26 protein-coding genes and 1 tRNA gene are annotated in these 19233 nt (G+C 45.3%); all 27 read left to right on the top strand.

Going from position 1 to position 19233, the window contains the following annotated elements; translation table 11 throughout:
* Positions 1-127: 127 nt before the first annotated feature.
* The 27 genes from J2Z28_RS18235 to J2Z28_RS18365 all read left to right on the top strand — a co-directional run bounded on the left by J2Z28_RS18235 (position 128) and on the right by J2Z28_RS18365 (position 19233).
* Positions 128-201: transfer RNA gene (locus tag J2Z28_RS18235), tRNA-Ile, on the top strand.
* A gap of 28 nt (positions 202-229) precedes the next feature.
* Positions 230-631: a hypothetical protein gene (locus tag J2Z28_RS18240; RefSeq protein ID WP_076328349.1), complete on the top strand. Its 402-nt coding sequence runs from the start codon at positions 230-232 to the stop codon at positions 629-631.
* Positions 632-1627, top strand: a complete 996-nt coding sequence (locus J2Z28_RS18245; RefSeq protein WP_211083553.1) for a glycoside hydrolase family protein — start codon at positions 632-634, stop codon at positions 1625-1627.
* Between the two features lie 3 nt (positions 1628-1630).
* Positions 1631-2365, top strand: a complete 735-nt coding sequence (locus J2Z28_RS18250) for a hypothetical protein (protein WP_211083554.1) — start codon at positions 1631-1633, stop codon at positions 2363-2365.
* Positions 2366-2455: 90 nt separating this feature from the next.
* Complete coding sequence (locus J2Z28_RS18255) at positions 2456-2737, top strand: BC1881 family protein (protein ID WP_211083555.1); 282 nt, start codon at positions 2456-2458, stop codon at positions 2735-2737.
* Between the two features lie 14 nt (positions 2738-2751).
* Positions 2752-3051, top strand: a complete 300-nt coding sequence (locus J2Z28_RS18260; protein WP_211083556.1) for a hypothetical protein — start codon at positions 2752-2754, stop codon at positions 3049-3051.
* Positions 3052-3093: 42 nt separating this feature from the next.
* Complete coding sequence (terS, locus tag J2Z28_RS18265; RefSeq protein ID WP_211083557.1) at positions 3094-3831, top strand: phage terminase small subunit; 738 nt, start codon at positions 3094-3096, stop codon at positions 3829-3831.
* The gene (locus J2Z28_RS18270) at positions 3824-5065 is read left to right on the top strand and encodes a PBSX family phage terminase large subunit (RefSeq protein ID WP_211083558.1); all 1242 of its coding nucleotides are present in this window, start codon (positions 3824-3826) and stop codon (positions 5063-5065) included. The genes terS and J2Z28_RS18270 overlap by 8 nt, the downstream gene beginning before the upstream one ends.
* A 173-nt stretch (positions 5066-5238) precedes the next feature.
* Positions 5239-6705, top strand: a complete 1467-nt coding sequence (locus tag J2Z28_RS18275) for a phage portal protein (RefSeq protein WP_211083559.1) — start codon at positions 5239-5241, stop codon at positions 6703-6705.
* Positions 6702-7823 carry a minor capsid protein gene (locus J2Z28_RS18280; RefSeq protein WP_211083560.1) on the top strand — a complete coding sequence of 374 codons (1122 nt, stop codon included), beginning with the start codon at positions 6702-6704 and terminating at the stop codon, positions 7821-7823. The genes J2Z28_RS18275 and J2Z28_RS18280 overlap by 4 nt, the downstream gene beginning before the upstream one ends.
* A gap of 12 nt (positions 7824-7835) precedes the next feature.
* Complete coding sequence (locus J2Z28_RS18285) at positions 7836-8117, top strand: hypothetical protein (RefSeq protein ID WP_211083561.1); 282 nt, start codon at positions 7836-7838, stop codon at positions 8115-8117.
* 125 nt (positions 8118-8242) lie between these two features.
* On the top strand, positions 8243-8866 hold the full coding sequence (locus J2Z28_RS18290) for a phage scaffolding protein (protein WP_342357516.1): 624 nt from the start codon (positions 8243-8245) through the stop codon (positions 8864-8866).
* A gap of 15 nt (positions 8867-8881) precedes the next feature.
* Complete coding sequence (locus J2Z28_RS18295) at positions 8882-9238, top strand: hypothetical protein (protein WP_211083562.1); 357 nt, start codon at positions 8882-8884, stop codon at positions 9236-9238.
* Between the two features lie 16 nt (positions 9239-9254).
* Positions 9255-10298 (top strand): major capsid protein, encoded by a 1044-nt coding sequence (locus tag J2Z28_RS18300; protein ID WP_211083563.1) that lies wholly within the window; start codon positions 9255-9257, stop codon positions 10296-10298.
* A 38-nt stretch (positions 10299-10336) separates the two neighbouring features.
* The gene (locus tag J2Z28_RS18305; protein ID WP_211083564.1) at positions 10337-10576 is read left to right on the top strand and encodes a DUF7210 family protein; all 240 of its coding nucleotides are present in this window, start codon (positions 10337-10339) and stop codon (positions 10574-10576) included.
* Positions 10533-10955, top strand: a complete 423-nt coding sequence (locus J2Z28_RS18310; protein ID WP_211083565.1) for a hypothetical protein — start codon at positions 10533-10535, stop codon at positions 10953-10955. Before J2Z28_RS18305 ends, J2Z28_RS18310 begins: the two co-directional genes overlap by 44 nt.
* A 1-nt stretch (position 10956) precedes the next feature.
* Positions 10957-11322: an ABC transporter ATP-binding protein gene (locus tag J2Z28_RS18315; RefSeq protein ID WP_342357517.1), complete on the top strand. Its 366-nt coding sequence runs from the start codon at positions 10957-10959 to the stop codon at positions 11320-11322.
* Positions 11322-11741 (top strand): HK97 gp10 family phage protein, encoded by a 420-nt coding sequence (locus J2Z28_RS18320; protein WP_211083566.1) that lies wholly within the window; start codon positions 11322-11324, stop codon positions 11739-11741. The genes J2Z28_RS18315 and J2Z28_RS18320 overlap by 1 nt, the downstream gene beginning before the upstream one ends.
* Before the next feature lie 4 nt (positions 11742-11745).
* A complete protein-coding gene (locus J2Z28_RS18325) occupies positions 11746-12177 on the top strand; it encodes a phage tail terminator family protein (protein WP_211083567.1) in 432 nt (143 codons plus the stop codon).
* Positions 12174-12377: a hypothetical protein gene (locus J2Z28_RS18330; protein ID WP_211083568.1), complete on the top strand. Its 204-nt coding sequence runs from the start codon at positions 12174-12176 to the stop codon at positions 12375-12377. The genes J2Z28_RS18325 and J2Z28_RS18330 overlap by 4 nt, the downstream gene beginning before the upstream one ends.
* Positions 12378-13703 (top strand): phage tail sheath C-terminal domain-containing protein, encoded by a 1326-nt coding sequence (locus J2Z28_RS18335; protein WP_211083569.1) that lies wholly within the window; start codon positions 12378-12380, stop codon positions 13701-13703.
* Positions 13704-13715: 12 nt separating this feature from the next.
* Positions 13716-14177, top strand: a complete 462-nt coding sequence (locus tag J2Z28_RS18340) for a phage tail tube protein (RefSeq protein ID WP_211083570.1) — start codon at positions 13716-13718, stop codon at positions 14175-14177.
* Positions 14178-14200: 23 nt separating this feature from the next.
* Entirely contained in the window at positions 14201-14608 is a 408-nt protein-coding gene (locus J2Z28_RS18345) for a phage tail assembly chaperone (RefSeq protein WP_076328370.1), read from the top strand.
* 231 nt (positions 14609-14839) lie between these two features.
* Positions 14840-15196, top strand: coding sequence for a hypothetical protein (locus J2Z28_RS18350; RefSeq protein WP_211083571.1), 357 nt, complete (start codon positions 14840-14842; stop codon positions 15194-15196).
* 92 nt (positions 15197-15288) lie between these two features.
* Complete coding sequence (locus tag J2Z28_RS18355; protein ID WP_211083572.1) at positions 15289-17592, top strand: phage tail tape measure protein; 2304 nt, start codon at positions 15289-15291, stop codon at positions 17590-17592.
* Positions 17585-18256, top strand: coding sequence for a LysM peptidoglycan-binding domain-containing protein (locus tag J2Z28_RS18360; protein WP_211083573.1), 672 nt, complete (start codon positions 17585-17587; stop codon positions 18254-18256). Before J2Z28_RS18355 ends, J2Z28_RS18360 begins: the two co-directional genes overlap by 8 nt.
* 11 nt (positions 18257-18267) lie before the next feature.
* On the top strand, positions 18268-19233 hold the full coding sequence (locus J2Z28_RS18365; protein WP_211083574.1) for an XkdQ/YqbQ family protein: 966 nt from the start codon (positions 18268-18270) through the stop codon (positions 19231-19233).

Raw genomic sequence — 19233 nt, forward strand, 5'->3', positions numbered from 1 at the left:
CGCTGGCATAGCAAAAATCCCCTCCGGTTTTCAGTGTTGAGTTCATTTTAACATGATCTCTTTTTTTCACTGTCTACCTTGAGGGGATAATACCAAGTCGCCAAGATTAGGCGGCTTTTTTATTTGAGCTCACTTAACTCAGATGGTAAGAGTACGGTTCTTATACAGCCGTGGTCGCTGGTTCGAGTCCAGCAGTGAGTATTAAACCGAATTGAAAGGTGGCAGTAATATGTTGTCAAGGTTTTGGAATTCAAAAACTAACCGTGACGTTACTGTCTCAGACGAGAAAAGGCTACCAGTTGCGACAACAACGCCTGAAGGCATAGTGTTAGCGGATAAAGTATCAACCGCAGGATCTGCAGAGTACATTGCTAAGACAAGTAAGACGTTGACACTGGAATTTTCAGGTTCAACAGATGCGGTGACATCGACGTTGTCTTTTCAATTAAAAGGTCCGAGCGGAAAGGGCGTTACAAAAGAAGGTATAAGACTAACGGCACCAACTGACATCATTACATCGGGAAAACTCGGTGAAGTGGTGTCTTTTTCTGTTCCAGCTGGATTCACACTTGTCATTAACTACACCAAACCAAGTACAGGGACATTGTCCATTAAAGGGATGGTGGAGTAGATGCCTGATGATTTATCAGTAGTTGCTCTATCGAGAGCGAACAAGGCTAGGGAAGGTGTAGCGCCTTATGGATTTTCAGACACCAAAGGTAGAGAACAATACATCCCTCAGTTCAAAAAGCTTGAAGGCGATCCGATCTACACAGCGGCAAAGGCGCAGACTGGGAGTATGTATTGGTTTAGACCTATTGAGGTGGGTCACTTAATTCCGAACGCTAAAGGCCGTTTTTATGCAACGTACTCCACGAACCATAATGCCCGTGGCGGCATTGGATTGGCTTATGCCAACGACCCTAAAGGCCCATGGATCCGACATGGTGAGGTATATGTTGATACGGTTGAAGGTAATTCAACAGAAACACCTTTTGTTATGTGGAACGAGACGGAAAAACTGTTCTTCATGTACTATCAACAAAGTGGACTCGGCATAAACCAATCTACAGCACTTGCGACATCTACGGACATGCTTACATGGACAAGAGTCGGACTTTTGCTTGATAAGCCGCCTAACTTCCCTGGAGATGGACACACAGGGTATTTCGCAGTGTTCCGCACAGCAGAAAAATGGTACGGGTTTTCTGTAATGGGTGGCGGAGACTTTGGGCGTAAAGCGATGTGGATATCTCACAACGGTAGACAGTGGTTGTGTGATCCGCGTCCGATGCTTGGCGGCAATGACGCAACCCTTAATAGTACCGAAAACTTCTCGCGATCCAATGCGGGGTTATTTGTCTACCGTGGTCAAACCTGGTGGTTAGGCATGCTTTCCGCATATGCTTCTGGTGGAGTCGCGACCGTAGCACGTCCAGCCATCGCGCTAATATCGGATGACTGGCGAACGCTCAAGGACAAGCCGAAACTTATCATGGACATTCCGACACTGCCTTGGGAAACAACCAACATGCAGTCTATGACCGTTGCGGTGTTCGATGGGACAATCTATGTGTATTACAATACGGACAACAATGTGGGCCTTGCCTACTCAGTGGAGGTGTAGGGCATGCACATTACCGGACCTGATGGTAAGTTGATCCCATACGGCAAGGTGTACAAGTCTTTGGTAGCTGATTTCACAGATGGAACGATTCCGGCCTGGCTTGAAACTGCAACTAAACTCGCGGCAGATGCTACAGAGGTTGTAGGAGCTGGTACGACATTTGAGCCACTACCAGGCAGAGGTGAAATAACTGTAACAGCACCAAGGACGAATAATTCATACGCCGATATCCGCACCAAGGTTAAATTCGACCCAACCAAGTTCACAGCTATCAAATTCACCCTTGAATCATTGCAATTCACCGGAAATACATGGCAGACCGCGCAAATAGGCATAAAGACATCCGATAGCACCGCAGGCGTTACGATGTTGCAATCCAACACATCGGGAGCTGGTGCGGTGATCAGGGTTTATCGTTCGGCAGGAGCAGGTGGAAACGTTGACAGACCTATCAAGATGGCCCTGCATACGGTCGGACTTGCGGGTGACGAAGGCCAGAACAGGAAGAATATTTCCTTGGTTTTGCTCACTGGTAAGCAGTACAACGCGGCACAAGAAAGGCAATTCGTGCTTGTTATGAATGACGACCAAGTGGGAGCATATGAAGAAATCACTGGGTTGCTTACACCTGGAGAATACATTTGCACAGGTCGCCTGAGTCCATTAGGACTGCCAGCAGAACAACCAGAACGATACATCAAGACATCTAAAGTAAAAGTTGAATTATGGAGTAACTAACCCGTAATCTAAACCCCAAAAGCTGCAGAGGTGACGGCGAACTAAGGTGCACGGGTATGTTCGTGAGCCAACATAAGGGAGGTAATTACTTTGAAACTCAGACCAGATGGAACAATCGAAGGTACACCGCAGGAAATATCGGATTATAAGAATATAAACATGCCTAAGGTTAAATGCTCAGTTCCTTCTGATTCAAACAATGGATCTTCATTGGTAGGTTATAGCACTAGAGAGCTCCAAGATGAACTGTCACGAAGAGAAGGGATAAACACATTCCTTGTTCCTCCTGATGAAAGAGCTGTCATTAGTTGGCCAAATGGAAGCAAAACTGAAATTGATGGACATGCACTCATCTCAGTCAATCGCGATTAAGGGAGGTACAAGCCATGGATGCTGTAACTAACTTTAATGCACACGTTAAGGTTAAACTAACTCAGACCGGTTGGGATGTAATAAATAAGCAATACGCCTTAATGAATGAACGTCTCAGGGCACGTGGAGTTGAAGAAGAGTTCACGTTTGATAATGTTGACGAAGAGGGGTATTCTCGTTTTCAGATATGGGATCTGATGGGTAGATTCGGTGAATACATGAACCTAGGTATAAACCCACCCTTCCATAATGAAATGATCTTTATAGATTGCGAGGTTCAAGAGCCAGTTGGCAAACCTCCAGATAAAATATAGCAAAACCAACATAAACAGCGCCGGAGGTGGTGATATGCAGTCATGGATTGGACGGCAATAAGAGAAGAATACGAATCTACCGATATCTCACTACAAGATTTAGCGAATAAATACGATGTGAAGTATCCGACAATCAAAAGCCGCAAACAGAGGCAAAGTTGGAGCAAGGATGCATCCGATGCAACCAAAGACGCATCCGCAAAGACGCAGGGTGCATTGAGCAAGGCTATGAAGGGTAATCGTAATGCTGCTGGACACGGAGCGCCCAAGGGTAATAAGAACGCCAAAGGAAACAAAGGCGGCAATGGTGGTCCTTATGGTAACGAGAAGGCAGTAACACACGGATTCTTCCGCAAATACTTTCCTGCTGACACGATTGAAATAATGGAGCAGATTGAGAAACGATCACCGCTGGATATGTTGTGGGATCAAATCATGATTCAGTATACGGCTATTATCCGGGCGCAACAGATTATGTATGTTGAGGATAAGGATGATCTAACTAAGGTTCTGAAGAAAGAGAAGCCAGGTATGTTTGGTGATGAGAAGGAGTGGGAGTTCCAGTTTGCTTGGGATAGGCAAGCAACATTCCTTAACGCACAGAGCCGGGCTATGTCCACGTTACAGAGCCTTATCAAGCAATATGAGGATATGTGTCGTCAGGGAACGGCAGATGAAGAACAACAGCTACGCATCAGCAAGTTGAAGGCAGAGGTTAGCGCCTTGGACAAAGAAAGAATGGCTGAAACAGTAGTGTTTAAGGATGATTTACATGAGTAAAGAGGTAAGTCTGCAGCAGTTGATTGGTAAAGGGTACGCTGATTTTTGGAGATTCAAAGGTCGTTACAGAGTAGTTAAAGGTGGGCGTGGTTCCAAAAAGAGTGTCACATCTGCTTACTGGATTCCATACAACATGATGAAAATGCCATTAGCCAATACTCTTGTACTCCGGAAGACGTTTAATACGCATAAGGATTCAACCTGGGCACAGCTTAAATGGGCTGTGAATCGTATGGGTGTTGCCCACTTATGGCAATTCAAGAAAAGCCCGTTGGAAGCCATCTATAAACCCACAGGGCAAAAGATACTTTTCCGTGGTCTTGATGATCCGATGTCCATTACATCTATAACAGTGGATACGGGTTATTTGTGCTGGGCTTGGTTTGAAGAAGCCTACCAGATTATGAATGAAGATGATTTCGATAAAGTGGATATGTCCATTCGTGGTGAGTTGCCAGAAGGATACTTCAAACAATTAACGCTATCGTTTAACCCGTGGAATGAGAAGCACTGGTTGAAGAGGCGTTTTTTTGATGTGCCAGATCCGAATGTATTGGCGATCACAACCAATTACCGATGCAATGAGTTTCTTGGTGATGATGACCGGGCATTGTTTGCCTGGATGAAGGAGCATAAGCCTAAACGACATCGTGTTGAAGGTGATGGTGACTGGGGCATTGCCGAAGGTGCTGTATACGAGGATTGGCGTGAAGAGGACTTCAACTATCATGACATAGCTAAACTAAAAGGATACAAAGCTGTATTCGGTCTGGACTTTGGTTATACGAATGACCCAAGTGCCTTGGTTTGTGCATTGGTCAACAAGGATGAGAAGAAGATATACATCTTTGATGAGCATTATGAACACGGGATGCTGAACAATGACATAGCCAGAGTCATCAAGGAGAAGGGTTATTCGAAAGAACGCATTATAGCGGACTCTTCAGAGCCTAAATCTATTGATGAGATCAGAGGATATGGTATAGGCAGGATTAAAGGTGCTGATAAAGGACGGGACAGCGTAGATGTCGGCATCCAATTTATTAAACAGTTTGAAATCATCGTTCACAAATTTAAATGTCCAAACGTTAGCATTGAGCTATCCAGTTATGTATGGGATCAGAACAAATCAGGCAAGTTTCTGAATCGTCCAGTTGATGATTTTAACCACACAATGGATGCTTTGAGGTATGCGATGGAACAGATTCGCAAGCCTTCAACATTCGAATTCTAGCTGTTTTTGTGTAGGATAATGCAAACATGCTAGTCTCTTAAATTACCTCTTTAACGAAAACCCTTGATACATAAGGGTTTGTTTGTGGTGTAAAGGTCTAGTAGATGACTACAAAATGCTGATTTTGTGAACATGTTGATACTGTGCAGTGATAAAGTTGAAAGGAGGTACATATGAGTACACTGAGTGAGATACTACGCAACTTGGATGAAAACTCGCCTATGACCAATCGAGAGATTGCAGTACAAGAGGTTAGCGAATTCAAATCTTCCGAAAAACGAAAGTGGATGATATTAGGGCAGCTATATTACCGCAACAAAACAAGAATCCTTGATCATAAGCGATGGATCATAGGCGAAGGCGGCGCAAAGGTAGAAGCACAGAACCTTGCTAACAATAAATTGGTACATGGACACCTTAGAAAACTTACTGACCAGAAGACTGGTTATCTGCTATCCAAGCCGTTTAGCATTCAAACTGATGGGCCTGATGAGTATCTTGATTTGCTGAATGATTATTTCGGCAAGGAATATAAGCGGCAATTGAAAGATATCGGAGAGAATGCAATCACTAACGGGATTGGCTGGAAGCAGGTTTACTACGATGAAAACGGAAAGTTGTGCACCAAGATCATTCCCCCTCATGAGTGCGTTCCGCTTTGGAAGGACAATGCTCATACTGAGTTGGATGCGTTTATTCGTTTCTATGATCAAATTGTATATGAAGCCAAAACCAAGAAGACTATTTCTATCATAGAATTTTGGGATCTGAACGGGATGCTTTCATTCTCACAAGACAAGCTTAGTTCTGATGGATATGTAACTGCAGGTGAGCTTCGAGGCCATTTTGTGATTGAAGACGCAAATGGAGTAGAGCAACAAATGAACTGGGAGAAAGTTCCCTTCATTCCCTACAAGTACAATAAAGAAGAAATGCCGCTTGTGGAGATATTGGATACGTTAGTTGATGACTACGACCAAAAGGTTTCTTCTAACTCTAACAACCTGGATGACTTACCTAATAGCATCATGGTATTGAAAAACTATGATGGCGCTGATTTGGGTGAAGCGAGACACAACCTCGCTCAGTACAGAATGGTTAAGGTGTCAGGAGAAGGTGGACTTGATACGGTCTCACTGGATATAGATACTGAGGCTTACGCTGACCATGTGGAGAGGTTAAGGAAATCTATCTACGAGTTCGGACGTGGTGTTGATACTCAATCAAAAGAGTTTGGTAACAGCCCTACTGGTGTTGCTCTCAGGTTCATGTATTCCGACTTGGATATGGACGCAAATACGATCGATACCGAATTCCAAGCTAGCCTTGAGCGTGAGTTATGGTTTGTGGATCAGGACATCTACAACAAATTGGAAAAAGACTTCTCTGAATATGATGTGACATTCTTGTTCAACCGGGATATCCCGATCAACGAGACTGAGGCCATAAATAATGTTAAGAATAGCGTTGGTATTCTGTCTGATGAGACCAGCATTTCTAATCATCCTTGGACAACCGATCCTAAGGAAGAAATGGAACGCAAAAAGAATGAGGATAAATCAGCCATGGAGGAAGACGCTTCAAGGCAATTCGCGTTTGATCAAAAACCAACAGCACCAGGCGGTGGTGAGGATGAATGAAGCCACAGAAGTATTGGCAGAAACGATCTGAACAGGCTGCACAGCACCAATACGATAAAACAGACGGTTACATCAATGCTGTAAGCCGTGAATATGAACTGGCTATACGTTCTATGACCAAGGATCTGAACGAATGGTACTATCGGTTCGCCAAGAACAACGAATTATCGTTTGCCGATGGTAAGTTGCTTCTTACGAAGGGTGAGCTGAAAGAATTCAGGATGACGCTTGAAGAGTTCACAGCTATGGCAAAGGGTAACCTTGATGGCGCTTGGACAAAGGAACTGAACAACGTTTACTTTAAGACCCGTATAGACCGCCTGAGCGCCTTGCTGATCCAGTTACAACAGCAGATTGAGGTATTAGCAGCCAATCAACAAACAGGCGCTAGTGTCTTGATGCAGGGTGTGTACACAGACACCTATTATCGGACGATTTACGAGGTACACAAGGGTTTGGGTATCGGCGTATCGTTCGCTGCTGTGGATACGGTTGCTGTGGCGAAGGTGGTGGCTCAACCGTGGCTTGGGAAGAACTACAGCACTCGAATATGGGATGACCGGGATAAGCTTGCCAGAGAAGTGCGCAACACAGTATCACAAGGTTTGATTCGCGGTGATGGCATTGAGCAAATGACCCGCGCTCTATCAGCACGCATGGAAGTAGCCAAGCATAGCGCCGAAAGGGTGATACGCACAGAGAGTGCCCATATCATCCAAGAAGCAACGTTCGATGGGTACAAGTCTAGCGGGTTGGTTGGGCAGTATCAGGTGTTAGCCACATTGGATAAGCGTACATCGAAGATATGCCAGGGAATGGATCTGAAGATATTCAAACTAAGCGAGAAGGAAACAGGCGTTACAGCTCCACCTTTCCATCCAAACTGTCGGACAACCACTACTGTATATTTCGAGGATGACGATGATCCAGGTATACGGATTGCTCGGGATGCCAGCGGCAAAAACATCGAGGTACCGGGCAGCATGACTTATGCCGAATGGAAGAAGGAATATGGCGTAGAGATACCGGAGATTAAAGCCGTTGCCAAGCAGAGCAAAGGTAAAGCATCACAGTCGGGCCGTCAATTGGAGTTTACCGAATATGACATCATAGATTAAGGAGTGGTTTGAATGGCAGCAGAACTTTATGAAAAACGTGTGCAAGTAAGAGCACTTAAGTTCCAAGGGTATCCACCATCAGATCCGAATCACATGAACGACGTCATGGCTTTTGTACAGGTTCCCATTTCTTTGGATTTTAGGCCGGTTGGGATTATACTGCGCGTAATTATTAATTCATTACTTGTTTTAGAGGTGCCTGTTGGTGATTATGTTGTTAAGGACGTAGCTGGTAAGCTTACGCATATGACTAAAGAGGCGTTTGAAGCGGAGTACACTAAAGTAATCGAATAACCGGGCTGTGACTAAACGTCATGGCCTTTTATTATGCCGTCCTTTTGGTATTGCGGACGTTAAAGAACAAGACATCACCGGACGCGACCGGGTTAACAAGCGAAGATGAAATGGAGGATAACAACGTGAATAAAGAACAATTTATTGCACTCGGATTGAGTGAGGAACTGGCAGATAAAGCCGCTACAGCTTCAGCAGATGAATTGAAGGGATTTGTGCCTAAGGCTCGGTTCGATGAGGTGAACGAGGCAAAGAAACAGGCTGAGGGTGGTATTGCAGAGAGAGATAAGCAGATTGCAGATCTTGGTAAAACAGCAGGATTGAGTGAAGAGTTTAAAAAGCAGATCGAAACGCTTCAAGGTGAGAACAAAACCGCTAAGGAGCAATACGAGGCTGATATGAAGGCCTTAAGGTTGGATACGGCGCTTAAGCTTGCTATTGGTTCGCAAGTCCATGATGCGGATTACGCTATCAACCAGTTGGACAAGACGAAAATTGAATTGAACGAAGATGGATCTATCAAGGGTGGACTTGACGACCAAGTAACGAGCCTGCGTGAAAGCAAGGCTTTTTTGTTTGTCCCAAAAGAGGAAGGTAAGCCAGCTTTCAAAGGTGCAAAGCCAGCTGAGGGGACGCCACCAGGTCAAGGCGAAGATAAAACGCCAAGCTACGGTAAACAAGCAGCTCAGGCAAAAACGGTTGATACGAAATCGCTCAGCGAAGCAAGGGATTCTTATTTCAAACAATAATGGAGGTTGGGTTAAATGAAATACACACAAACGGATTACGGCAACACAAAGCAAATCACGAAGTTCCTGGATCACTATGTCAATCTCGCTATCACAGTTGATGACACAGGGGTTGTAGCAAACGCAGAGGGTAAGAAGATTGTTCCTGCAGGTACGATCATGGGTGGCGGAGTGCTGACAAGTGAAACTGTTAAGGCTACCGCAGTAAATGGAGCAGGATCAGAAGGTGTCCTATTTTACGATGTTGATGTTACTTATGGGCCAGCTCCTGGAACTCTGTTGATTCATGGTTTTGTTGACTTGGAAAAACTGCCTGTTGCACCAGCGGCGGCGGCAATTACAGCACTCAAACAAATCACATTTTTGAAATAAGAGAGGATGAACATAAATGCCAACTATTTTTGATCTTGTCACATCGAAGGAAATCGCAACATACTACTCGGAAGTTAACTCTAACCGCATCCCTTACCTGGGCGAAACGCTTTTCCCAGCACGTAAGCAACAAGGATTGGACCTGAGCTGGATTAAAGGCGCGGGCGGTTTGCCTGTATCCCTGATGCCATCGGCGTTTGATGCGAAAGCTACGTTGCGTGATCGCATCGGATTCAGCAAAGTGGAAACTGAAATGCCGTTCTTCCGTGAAGGTATGAGCATTGGAGAGAAAGAGCGTCAAGAACTGCTGAAGGTATTGAGTTCTGCTAACGCTTCTTATTACCAACCGCTGATTGATCGCATTTATGATGACCGTGCAACATTGGTGAGCGGTGCACAGGTTGTTCCGGAGCGTATGCGTATGCAACTGTTGTCTACTGGTACGATCTCCATTGTGGCCAACCGTCAGAACTATGTTTATGACTACAAATTCAATCCGAACCACAAGGAAACATTGCTTACAGATGATCGTTGGAGTCAACCGGATTCAACACCTGTTCAAGATATTCAACGTTGGTTGGACTTGATCGAGGACGAAACTGGTACACGCCCAACAAGTGCAATTATGACGCGTAAGACATTCAACTATCTATTGGGTAACGCAAGCATCCGTTTGGACCTGAACCCAATCGGTGGGTCGAACATCATTATGACGGATTCCATGTTACGTCAGTATCTGCAAGCCAAACTGGGCGTGAACGTTGCTGTTTACAACAAGCAGTACAAGGATGAAACTGGTGCTTCTCGTCTGTTCTTCCCAGATGACGTTGTTACCTTCATTCCAGAAGGAAACTTGGGTAACACATGGTACGGTACGACTCCAGAGGAAGCGGATCTGATGAACGGTGGTACCGATGCACAAGTGAGTATCGTTGAAACTGGTGTAGCCATCACAACGGTTAAAGAGCCGCATCCGGTCAATGTTCAAACGATCGTATCTGAAATCGTGCTGCCGTCCTTCGAAAACATGGACAACATTTTCATCGCAACAGTTAACTAAGCGGAGGGGTTGGCCTCTCCCTCTAAGGAGGAACATACATGGAAGTAACATTGCTGAAAGGTATCAAGTACAAGAAAAAGCCATATAAAGTCGGTGAATCCATCGAAGTAAACTCGAAAGATATCGCTGAGATGATCGCTAAAGGTGTAATTGCAGCAGATGTTGATGTTGAGGACTTCGAAGTGCATGAGGTTAGTGGTAATGACGTCCCAACACGAAGAGGACGTAAAAAAGATGCGGAGGCTGAGGGCGATGCAGATCCAACGCCTGAAGGCTGAGCGTGAACTGATCATCACTGAAGTTAAACGCCGCTTGAAATTGGATGTGAACGATACCGAACATGACGACCTCATTGGAACCTACGTTGATGAGGTCGGTTTGCGTATCATGAACTACTGCAACATCCCGGTTATCCCGGACGAACTCTCTTATGTATGGGTGGCTATGGTAGCCAGTGCATTAAGCACGGAGCAAATAAACGTCCTGCGCCCTCCAGTTGAGCCAATAGAGGCTTTCGAACTTAAGATAGGTGATACGTCAATCAAGCCAACAAAGGCTACTACAGCCGCACCGGCAACGCCTACCGTTACTGTTATTGATGAGGTGCTGAGAGATTACCAAGGTGAACTTAATGCCTTCCGTAGATTGAGGTGGTAACGTGGCGATTGATTACGCCAAGTATCGGCAACAGTTGGAAACGATGTATGAGGACTTGGTGACGGTTCGGCGTTATGGTGACATTGAGATACCGGAATCAGGCGAAACTGTCCCGGGTGAATATCCGGTCCATACGGCGGTCCCTTGTCGGATATCCCAAAAGGCGCTCGGTACCAATGGTCAGACTGAATCAGTGAACAACATAGCATACGAAACCAAAATGTTTATTTCTCCACTTGTGGAGATTAGGCAGGGTGACAAATGCGTCGTTACTCGTGATGGCTTAACTCGTGAATACACAGCAGGTGAACCATTCCTTTATCCCACCCATCAGGAGATAAGCCTACAACGCGAGGATAAAGCGTAATGGCCCGGCTAGGTAGGTTTGATTACTCAGAACTGGAACAACTGTCACAGAGCGTTCAAACGGCTCTGAACAGTAATGTGATTGATCAGTTCATACGTGACTTCTTGTTGGAGATGGCTTACCGCGCTGATCGTAAGATTAAAATGCGGACTCCGGTGGATACAGGCGATCTTAGGCGTCGGTGGGTAGTTGGTGAAGTCAAGAAGGTAGGCGATACCTACATGATTGAGATATCCAACAATCTGGACTATGCCAGTTACGTGGAGAATGGTCACCGGACAGGCAAGGATCTAACCGGCTGGGTGGAAGGTAGATTCATGGCTAAGATCTCGATGAAGGAAATCGAACGTCAATTACCTGCATACCTGCAACGCAAACAAGCCGAACTAATCGAAAAAATATTTAGCGGATGGAGCTGAGGCCGTGAAGGTAGTCACAATCAACATTATCCGGGACGGCGTTATCTCAGCGCTATCCCAAAAGTTTCCCAATATCAAGCGATATGGCGAAGATATCAAGCAGGGCTTCACGGAGCCTTGTTTTTTTGTGAAGTTATTGCCTGTGGAGCATACAAGGGAGTTAGGACGGAGGTTCAGACGTTATCACACGTTTGATATCCACTACTTCCCTGATGGTGATCGCAAAGTTAACGCGGCACATGACATGGCTGAGAAGCTGTACGACTTGTTCCGGTTTATCACAATCAACCAGGACCAGTACATGATTACTGGCACGAACCATGAAGTTACAGATGGTGTGCTTCATTTCTTTTTTGATATCAACTTCATGGTATGGGAAGAAGCGCCAGACGATCCGAAAATGAGAACTTTAGCACAGGAGGGATGGCTCAAATGAGCAAAGCGGAAGAAACGAAACCTATTACAAAAACGGAAGCTACCATTTCGCGGTATTCAAAGCAACAGTTGATTACAGCTAATCGATTCGTGGCAGCTGATAAGGATATCCTTGCGGTGACACTTGATAACGATTTGACATACACGCTAGACGAAGCAGAGCGGGCCGTACAGGCTTTTAAAGCGAAGGAGGTTAAATAGATGGCTGGAGGAACATGGACGACACAGAACAAAGTCAGACCGGGTGTATACACCAATACAGTAAGTCAGTCCCGGCCCATCGGTTCTATCGGTGAGCGCGGTATCGTAGCATTCCCAGCGGCTCTCCCATGGGGTCCAACAGGGATCATCAAAATCACATCGGATGAATTCCAAGGCAAGGCGCTACCATTGCTTGGTTACCGGGCTACGGACGCAAGTATTCGTCATATTGCGGCGGCAATGGCGCATGCAAACACATTACTGTTGTATGGGTTGGGCCGACAGGGTGCAGTTAAAGCTACGGCGACCGTGGGTGATCTTACGGCAACGGCTAAATACGGCGGCTTGCGTGGTAACGATTTGAAGGTTGTTATCCAACAAAGCTTGGATGTGTCCGGGTCATTTGATGTATACACCCTTTTGGAAAATGAAGAGTTGGACCGTCAGACGGTTGCGGGCATCGCGAATCTGGTAGCCAATGACTACATCGATTGGAGCGGTACTGGCACATTGACTGCCACAGCGGGGGCTAACCTCACTGGCGGTACTGCTGGAACATCCACAGGTAATGAATATTCGGATGCGCTCACAGCGTTTGAGGCAGAGGACTTTAATGTGCTTGGTATCCCAACCGAGGAACAAAGCATTAAACAGCTTGCAGTGGCGTATACGGAGCGGTTGCGTAATGACGGCAAGAAGTTCACAACAATGGTAATTGGCTACCCGCAAGCGGATACAGAAGGTGTAACAAGCCTTAAGAACGGTATCATCACAGACGATGGCCTGACAGTACCAGCAACGTCTCTGATTTGGGAAGTAGCAGCTATGGCAGCAGCGGCCCGTGTCAATCAGTCTCTGACCAATACGGATATCCCGAATGCAATTGACGCATATCCGAAATACACCAATGCAGAAATCATCCAAGCGCTGAAAGATGGCGAGTTGGTGATCTCTTTGAACAAAGGCCGCGTAGTGGTGGAACAGGATATAAACACCTTGACCTCGTTCACGTTGGAGAAGCGTAATGAGTTCCGTAAGAACCGGGTACTTCGGGTTCTTGATGGCATCGATAACGATCTGCAACGGATCTTCGGTGAGTTCTACCTTGGCAAAGTGAGCAACAACGCCAATGGACGTAACCTCTTCAAGAAAGAGGCTATCAACTACCTTACTAACTTGCAGAATATCGAAGCCATTCAAAACTTCGATTCCCAAACGGATATTATCGTCGCTCCAGGCATTGACTCAGATGCAATCACCATTGACCTGTACATTCAGCCGGTGGACAGCATCGAAAAAATCTATATGACGGTTACCGTCCGATAAGGAGGATTATATATGGCATTTTTTAAAGCAGAAGATGCGATCTCAGGCAAGATGGCTGTTGCCTATGCAACAATAAATGGTCGTGTTGAAGAGTTGTTTTATGCTAAGGCGATTGAAGCAACCATTGAAAAAAACAAAGTGGATGTACCAATTCTAGGTAAAACAAACGTGCCTCAACGTTCGGCAGGGTGGAGTGGTACAGGTACATTGACTGTGTATTATGTAACATCTATGTTCCGTCAGATGATGCGGGATTATGTTAAAACGGGCAAGGATACATTCTTTGATCTTCAAATCACAAATGAGCAGCCCGGATCATCCACAGGCAAACAAACTGCTGCGCTGATTGATTGCAATATTGATAGCGTCATTGCGGCAAGCTTCGATGCAAACAGTGACGACATGCTTGAGGAAGAAATTCCATTCACGTTCGGTGATTACGATCTGCTTGACGAATTCAATCAATTAACTTAATTATCCTGAGGAGGAACATATAAATGAGCTTACAAGACTTTCTGAATAATAACTTTGTAGACGGACTTACTGAAGAGGTGGCAGTTTCAAACCGATTTAAAGACAAAGACGGGCAACTGATGCTGTTTAAAATCAAAGCGATGGACCAGGCTGGATACAATAACCTACAGGAAAAATGCACAACGGTAAAATCCCGTGGTAAAACACACTTCGACAACCGTAAGTTCTCCACATCAATGGTAATTGAAAACACGGTGTATCCTGACTTTAAAGATGCTGCATCCTTGAAAGCCGCTAGTGTACAAACGCCAGAACAGTATCTTGCCAAGGTTATGCTTCCTGGTGAAGTTACTAAACTGGTTGAGGAAATCACCAAACTGTCTGGTTTCGATGTGGGCATGGACGACCTGGTTGAAGAGGCAAAAAACTAATTGAGGAGGGCGATACTGACGCGAATATAGCGTACTATGCCCTCCACGAATTAAAAATCCTACCGGGGCAATATATAAATCTGCCTCGGGAGGAAAAAGCCTATATTATTGCAGCAATTCAAATCAGAGTCGAAAAAGAGAAAAAATCAATGGCTAAAGCGAAACGCTAGTACCATAATCTCCGTACGATATGGTAAGATAGGGAAAATTACCTAGACGGAGGTTTTTTTATTGAAAAAAATGTTGATTATTAGTCTGATACTTACACTTTCAATTGTCTTTGTGGGTTGCTCTTCAGGATCATCTCCTGATGATAGTTTAACGATGGAAAATATCACGAAAGCTTATACTGATGCAGGTGCTGAATTAAAGGAAGACAAACCGATATTCAGTATGATTGAGGCTAAGGACGGCGTTATGGTTTACTTGAATAATTCACCAGTAAAATTATACGAGTATGCATCAGCATCAGAAATAGAGAGCGCTAAGAAAGAGAACGAACTAATTAAAGACTGGCCATCCAGAGGTAAGTTCCTTTTGGAAACATCAAAACAAGAGGCTATTGACATATTCAATAAAGTTGAATAGTTCGGAATGACACCCTTCATAATGAGGGTGTTTTTTTATTTGAACGGAAAGGAGGATTTTATCTGGCTACAGTAAGCACAGGCATTCAGTTGATGGATCGGTTCACACAACCACTCAATACGGTTAATACAGCTTTGCAGAACACCGTTCGAAACAGTCAACGATTGCAGGCTGCATTATCCCATAGCATGAGTATAAATATAGATGCAACTACGGCTTTGCAGAGAATCGAACAGATTCGTACACGCATAAGAAATATGGGTCCCGGTGCAGTGGTTAATATCCTTATTAACTCAGCTGACGTTATGAATAAGATACGGGCAATTCAGCAGCAAGTTCGTCACATGTTCACATCATCCGTGGTTAACATCTCGTTTAACGCCACTAGTGTATTGTCTCAGGCTAGATACCTACGTCGAGAAATAGATAGGCAGTTGCGTAACATAAGAGCGAACATAACCCTTGAACTGCCCGTGCATCTAACGGCCATGTTCGGAAATTTACAAATGCTAGTGCTGCGTCTAATTCGAGTCGTAAGGCAGTTAAGGATAACCAGCGGAGAGAACGGCGCACAACTGCAGAATGCTTTGCAGCGTATAGCGGCACTAGAGGCCCGAATACTACAACTACAAAACCAAGTCAATAGCAGTATGCGGAATGGTGGTAATGCGTCTAGTGGACTTCTAGGTAATCTCCAAGGGGTACTTGCGACTCTGCTCTCGATAGCCGGTTTGCATAAGTTGTTTTCTGCGACTGTTGGTGGAGCGATGGAACAAAAGAAAATGGAAGATATGTTCATTGCTCGGACGGGTGATGCGGAAGTCGGTACAGCGATGTTCGAAAAGTTCAAAGCAGATGCCTTGGCTGCTGGTCAAGATGTTAATAAATCGTTGCAGAGTTCTTTGTCTTTCTTCTCCACGACTCAAAACGTGGACCAGCTCACAAAACTGAACAACCTGGCACAACGTCTAAACGCATTCGATAGCGCTGGCAACGGAATTGAAGGTGCAGCTTTCGCCTTGAAAGAGGCTATGTCCGGCGATATCGTTTCTCTGGCTGAACGTTTTAATATGTCCAAAACAGACATTCGGGCATTTGGAATAGATGAGATGGGGAAGGCCGGGGATATGGATGGGTTTATCAAAGCCTTTGACCTACTCCTCGAAAAACAAAAGATGGGCCAGAAAGCATTCGAAACTATGATGGCAAGCCCGGCGAAGCAATTGGAGATCCTAGGCAACAACACGAAATCCATGTTTGCTGACGCTGGTGTTGCTGCAATGGAATCACTGCTCCCGCTCATCACAATGCTTAACACGGCATTCCAGGCCGGGACATTCGATCAATTCTTTGCGATGCTGAGTGCGGGCCTGAATTGGGTAGTGCAGAACGCTATGTACTTGCTCAGTGTAATAACGAACATATACAACTTCTTCGCTGAAAACTGGGGTTGGATAGGGCCAATGCTCATTTCCCTTGGTGAGGCTATACTCATGGTATGGGGAGCTATCAAGCTCGTAGCCATCGCACAGGCGGTGTGGAATGCGGTCATGGCTGCGAACCCGGTCGTATTGTTCATTACTGTAATCGTTGCCCTTATCATGTGGTTTTACAACCTATGGCGCACAAACGATGCCTTTGCTGCTGGTTTCCTTCGCACATGGAATGCAATCCTTGGCTTCTTTGACAAGATTCCGATTTTCTTCATGAAGGTTGGTTACGGCATTGCCAATGCATTTGATTGGGCCAAGGTTACGTCACTACAAATTCTGCAAGATCTGGCAAATGGGGCAATCGATATAATCAACTCGTTGATTGACAAACTAAATAAAATACCAGGCGTGAGTATAGACGGCATCAACCAGGTTACATTTGCAGCAGCAGCGGCGGCAGAAGCTGAGGCGAACAGACAATCCAGAGACGCAAACATTGCCGGAATGGAATCTGAAGCGGCTGCGAAGGCAGTAGAACGAGAGAACAAAGTCCTCGAAATGCTGGACAACCGCGAAGCAGCTCGCCAAGCTGAAGCAGCTAAAAAGGCACAGACTGCAGCAGGAGCCGGGAAACCTTACGACTTTACCGAGTGGAACAAAGCAGCAGATGCGGCCCGTACTCCTGCGGCGGCTGATGATGGTAAAAAGAAAAACATCGGTAAGGTGGATAAGGTCGGCAAGATCGAGAAGGAAGTCGATATCTCCAGTGAGGATCTGAAAACAATGCGTGAGTTGGCGGAAATGAAGAATATCCAAAACTACGTGACGCTCACACCGACCATCCAAGTTAAAACGGGTGACATCAACAACGGTATGGACATCGATACGATTGTAAGTCGAATCGAAGATGTAATGACCGGAGAGATATCAACCCACGCATCGGGGGTGTATGGTAATGGCTGATAAATACGGCATATACCTTTCGTACAACAACCAACAGGAAGGATTCGAGATACCGATCCTTCCTGGTGAGATTGAGATATCAAATGGAGGGAATAGCAGTAAATACGATGTGTCGGCGCTGGGAGAGATTAATGTAATCAAAAGCCCGCAACTTGCGGAGTATAGTTTCTCAAGTATCTTTCCAGCCTTTGATTATCCATTTGCTGCAGATATCGTATTTGATCCAGGTTACTACAAAGACCTCATACTGAAATGGATGGAGACCAAGCGTCCCATCCGTTTTGTTTTTACAGGGTCCACATTCGATATTAATGTTGCGGCTAGTATTGAGTCGTTTGATTGGAAAGAGGTTGCGGGATCTCCCGGCACAATTGAGTACACGTTGTCTCTTAAAGAGTACGTGTTTTACAGACCACAGAAGATCGTGGTCAAGAAGAAGACCACAACGAAGAAGAAAACAACAACCAGCAAGAAGAAAACCCGGGCGAATGACAAACAAAAGCCTAAAACGTACAAACTGGTATCCGGTGATACTCTGGCTAAAGTGGCCAAGAAGACACTGGGTGATAGTGGACGTTGGAAAGAAATCCAGAAGCTGAACGGTATCAAGGATTCGGATCTTAAAAGTTTAAAAATCGGTCGGGTGCTTAAAATACCGTCGTAAAGGAGGCACCGATGGAAATCACGTTGGACAATAAAAACGGCAAGCTCTGGGATATATCGCCTGTGGCCGCAGGGATAAGTTGGAAGACGGTCAGGATCGGTGCCGGAGCGACATTCGAATTTACATTGGTCGCAGGTGGGATATATCAGGACAAAGGGTTTGTTATAAACAATGGCGATATTATTCGGGTGACTGAGGGTAAGGAGCAAGTGTTTTATGGCTACGTATTTGAGATCAGCGAAGGTATGGACGAAGCGGTCAAGGTGAAGGCCTATGACCAGATACGATACTTACAGGCAAATGACACATACGTTTTCAAGAACACCACAGCCGATCAGGTCATCAAGAAGATTGCGAATGACTTCAAACTCAAGGTAGGCACTCTTCCGGCTGCCGGTTATACGATACCTTCAATGGTTGAGGATAATAAGAAGCTGCTTGATACCATATACAAGGCTTTGGATCTGACGCTCATTCACTCCGGGCGGAACTTTGTATTTTATGATGACTTTGGCAAACTGACAATCAGGAACGTGGTGGACTGGAAACTTGATTTTGTAGTGGGTGATGACAGCCTAATGACGGACTACGACTACAAACGGAGCATAGACGGTGAGACTTACAACAAAGTGAAGATTGTTCAAAACAATAAGAAAAAAGGTAATCGGAAAGTCTTCATTGCTCAGGATAGTGCCAATATAGCCAAATGGGGATTGCTTCAGTTGTACCAAGTTGCTGACGAGAAGCTGAATGAAGCACAGATCAATCAGAGCCTTACGCAGCTTGCTAAACTCCATAACCGGGAGATGCGTAGCCTGTCAGTTGAGGCTATTGGTGATATCCGGGTGAGGGCTGGTTGTTCCATCCCGATATTCATTGAACGCTTGAAGCTGAACGTTTATTTCCTTGTGGATGAGGTTTCACACAGTTGGAACGGTTCTGATCACAAAATGAAGTTGAAGTTGGTGGTGTTTTAA

This window comes from Paenibacillus xylanexedens (genome assembly GCF_017874615.1).
In the GTDB taxonomy this organism is placed as follows: Bacteria; Bacillota; Bacilli; order Paenibacillales; family Paenibacillaceae; genus Paenibacillus; species Paenibacillus xylanexedens.

Excerpts from the sequence above, each read along its gene's own strand:
- J2Z28_RS18270 (WP_211083558.1), top strand. The coding sequence starts at position 3,824 with ATGAGTAAAGAGGTAAGTCTGCAGCAGTTGATTGGTAAAGGGTACGCT.
- J2Z28_RS18240 (WP_076328349.1), top strand. The coding sequence starts at position 230 with ATGTTGTCAAGGTTTTGGAATTCAAAAACTAACCGTGACGTTACTGTC.
- terS (WP_211083557.1), top strand. The coding sequence starts at position 3,094 with ATGGATTGGACGGCAATAAGAGAAGAATACGAATCTACCGATATCTCA.
- J2Z28_RS18280 (WP_211083560.1), top strand. The coding sequence starts at position 6,702 with ATGAAGCCACAGAAGTATTGGCAGAAACGATCTGAACAGGCTGCACAG.
- J2Z28_RS18305 (WP_211083564.1), top strand. The coding sequence starts at position 10,337 with ATGGAAGTAACATTGCTGAAAGGTATCAAGTACAAGAAAAAGCCATAT.
- J2Z28_RS18365 (WP_211083574.1), top strand. The coding sequence starts at position 18,268 with ATGGAAATCACGTTGGACAATAAAAACGGCAAGCTCTGGGATATATCG.
- J2Z28_RS18320 (WP_211083566.1), top strand. The coding sequence starts at position 11,322 with ATGGCCCGGCTAGGTAGGTTTGATTACTCAGAACTGGAACAACTGTCA.
- J2Z28_RS18335 (WP_211083569.1), top strand. The coding sequence starts at position 12,378 with ATGGCTGGAGGAACATGGACGACACAGAACAAAGTCAGACCGGGTGTA.
- J2Z28_RS18260 (WP_211083556.1), top strand. The coding sequence starts at position 2,752 with ATGGATGCTGTAACTAACTTTAATGCACACGTTAAGGTTAAACTAACT.
- J2Z28_RS18330 (WP_211083568.1), top strand. The coding sequence starts at position 12,174 with ATGAGCAAAGCGGAAGAAACGAAACCTATTACAAAAACGGAAGCTACC.
- J2Z28_RS18345 (WP_076328370.1), top strand. The coding sequence starts at position 14,201 with ATGAGCTTACAAGACTTTCTGAATAATAACTTTGTAGACGGACTTACT.
- J2Z28_RS18310 (WP_211083565.1), top strand. The coding sequence starts at position 10,533 with ATGCGGAGGCTGAGGGCGATGCAGATCCAACGCCTGAAGGCTGAGCGT.
- J2Z28_RS18250 (WP_211083554.1), top strand. The coding sequence starts at position 1,631 with ATGCACATTACCGGACCTGATGGTAAGTTGATCCCATACGGCAAGGTG.
- J2Z28_RS18360 (WP_211083573.1), top strand. The coding sequence starts at position 17,585 with ATGGCTGATAAATACGGCATATACCTTTCGTACAACAACCAACAGGAA.
- J2Z28_RS18285 (WP_211083561.1), top strand. The coding sequence starts at position 7,836 with ATGGCAGCAGAACTTTATGAAAAACGTGTGCAAGTAAGAGCACTTAAG.
- J2Z28_RS18300 (WP_211083563.1), top strand. The coding sequence starts at position 9,255 with ATGCCAACTATTTTTGATCTTGTCACATCGAAGGAAATCGCAACATAC.
- J2Z28_RS18295 (WP_211083562.1), top strand. The coding sequence starts at position 8,882 with ATGAAATACACACAAACGGATTACGGCAACACAAAGCAAATCACGAAG.
- J2Z28_RS18245 (WP_211083553.1), top strand. The coding sequence starts at position 632 with ATGCCTGATGATTTATCAGTAGTTGCTCTATCGAGAGCGAACAAGGCT.
- J2Z28_RS18355 (WP_211083572.1), top strand. The coding sequence starts at position 15,289 with ATGGATCGGTTCACACAACCACTCAATACGGTTAATACAGCTTTGCAG.
- J2Z28_RS18275 (WP_211083559.1), top strand. The coding sequence starts at position 5,239 with ATGAGTACACTGAGTGAGATACTACGCAACTTGGATGAAAACTCGCCT.
- J2Z28_RS18340 (WP_211083570.1), top strand. The coding sequence starts at position 13,716 with ATGGCATTTTTTAAAGCAGAAGATGCGATCTCAGGCAAGATGGCTGTT.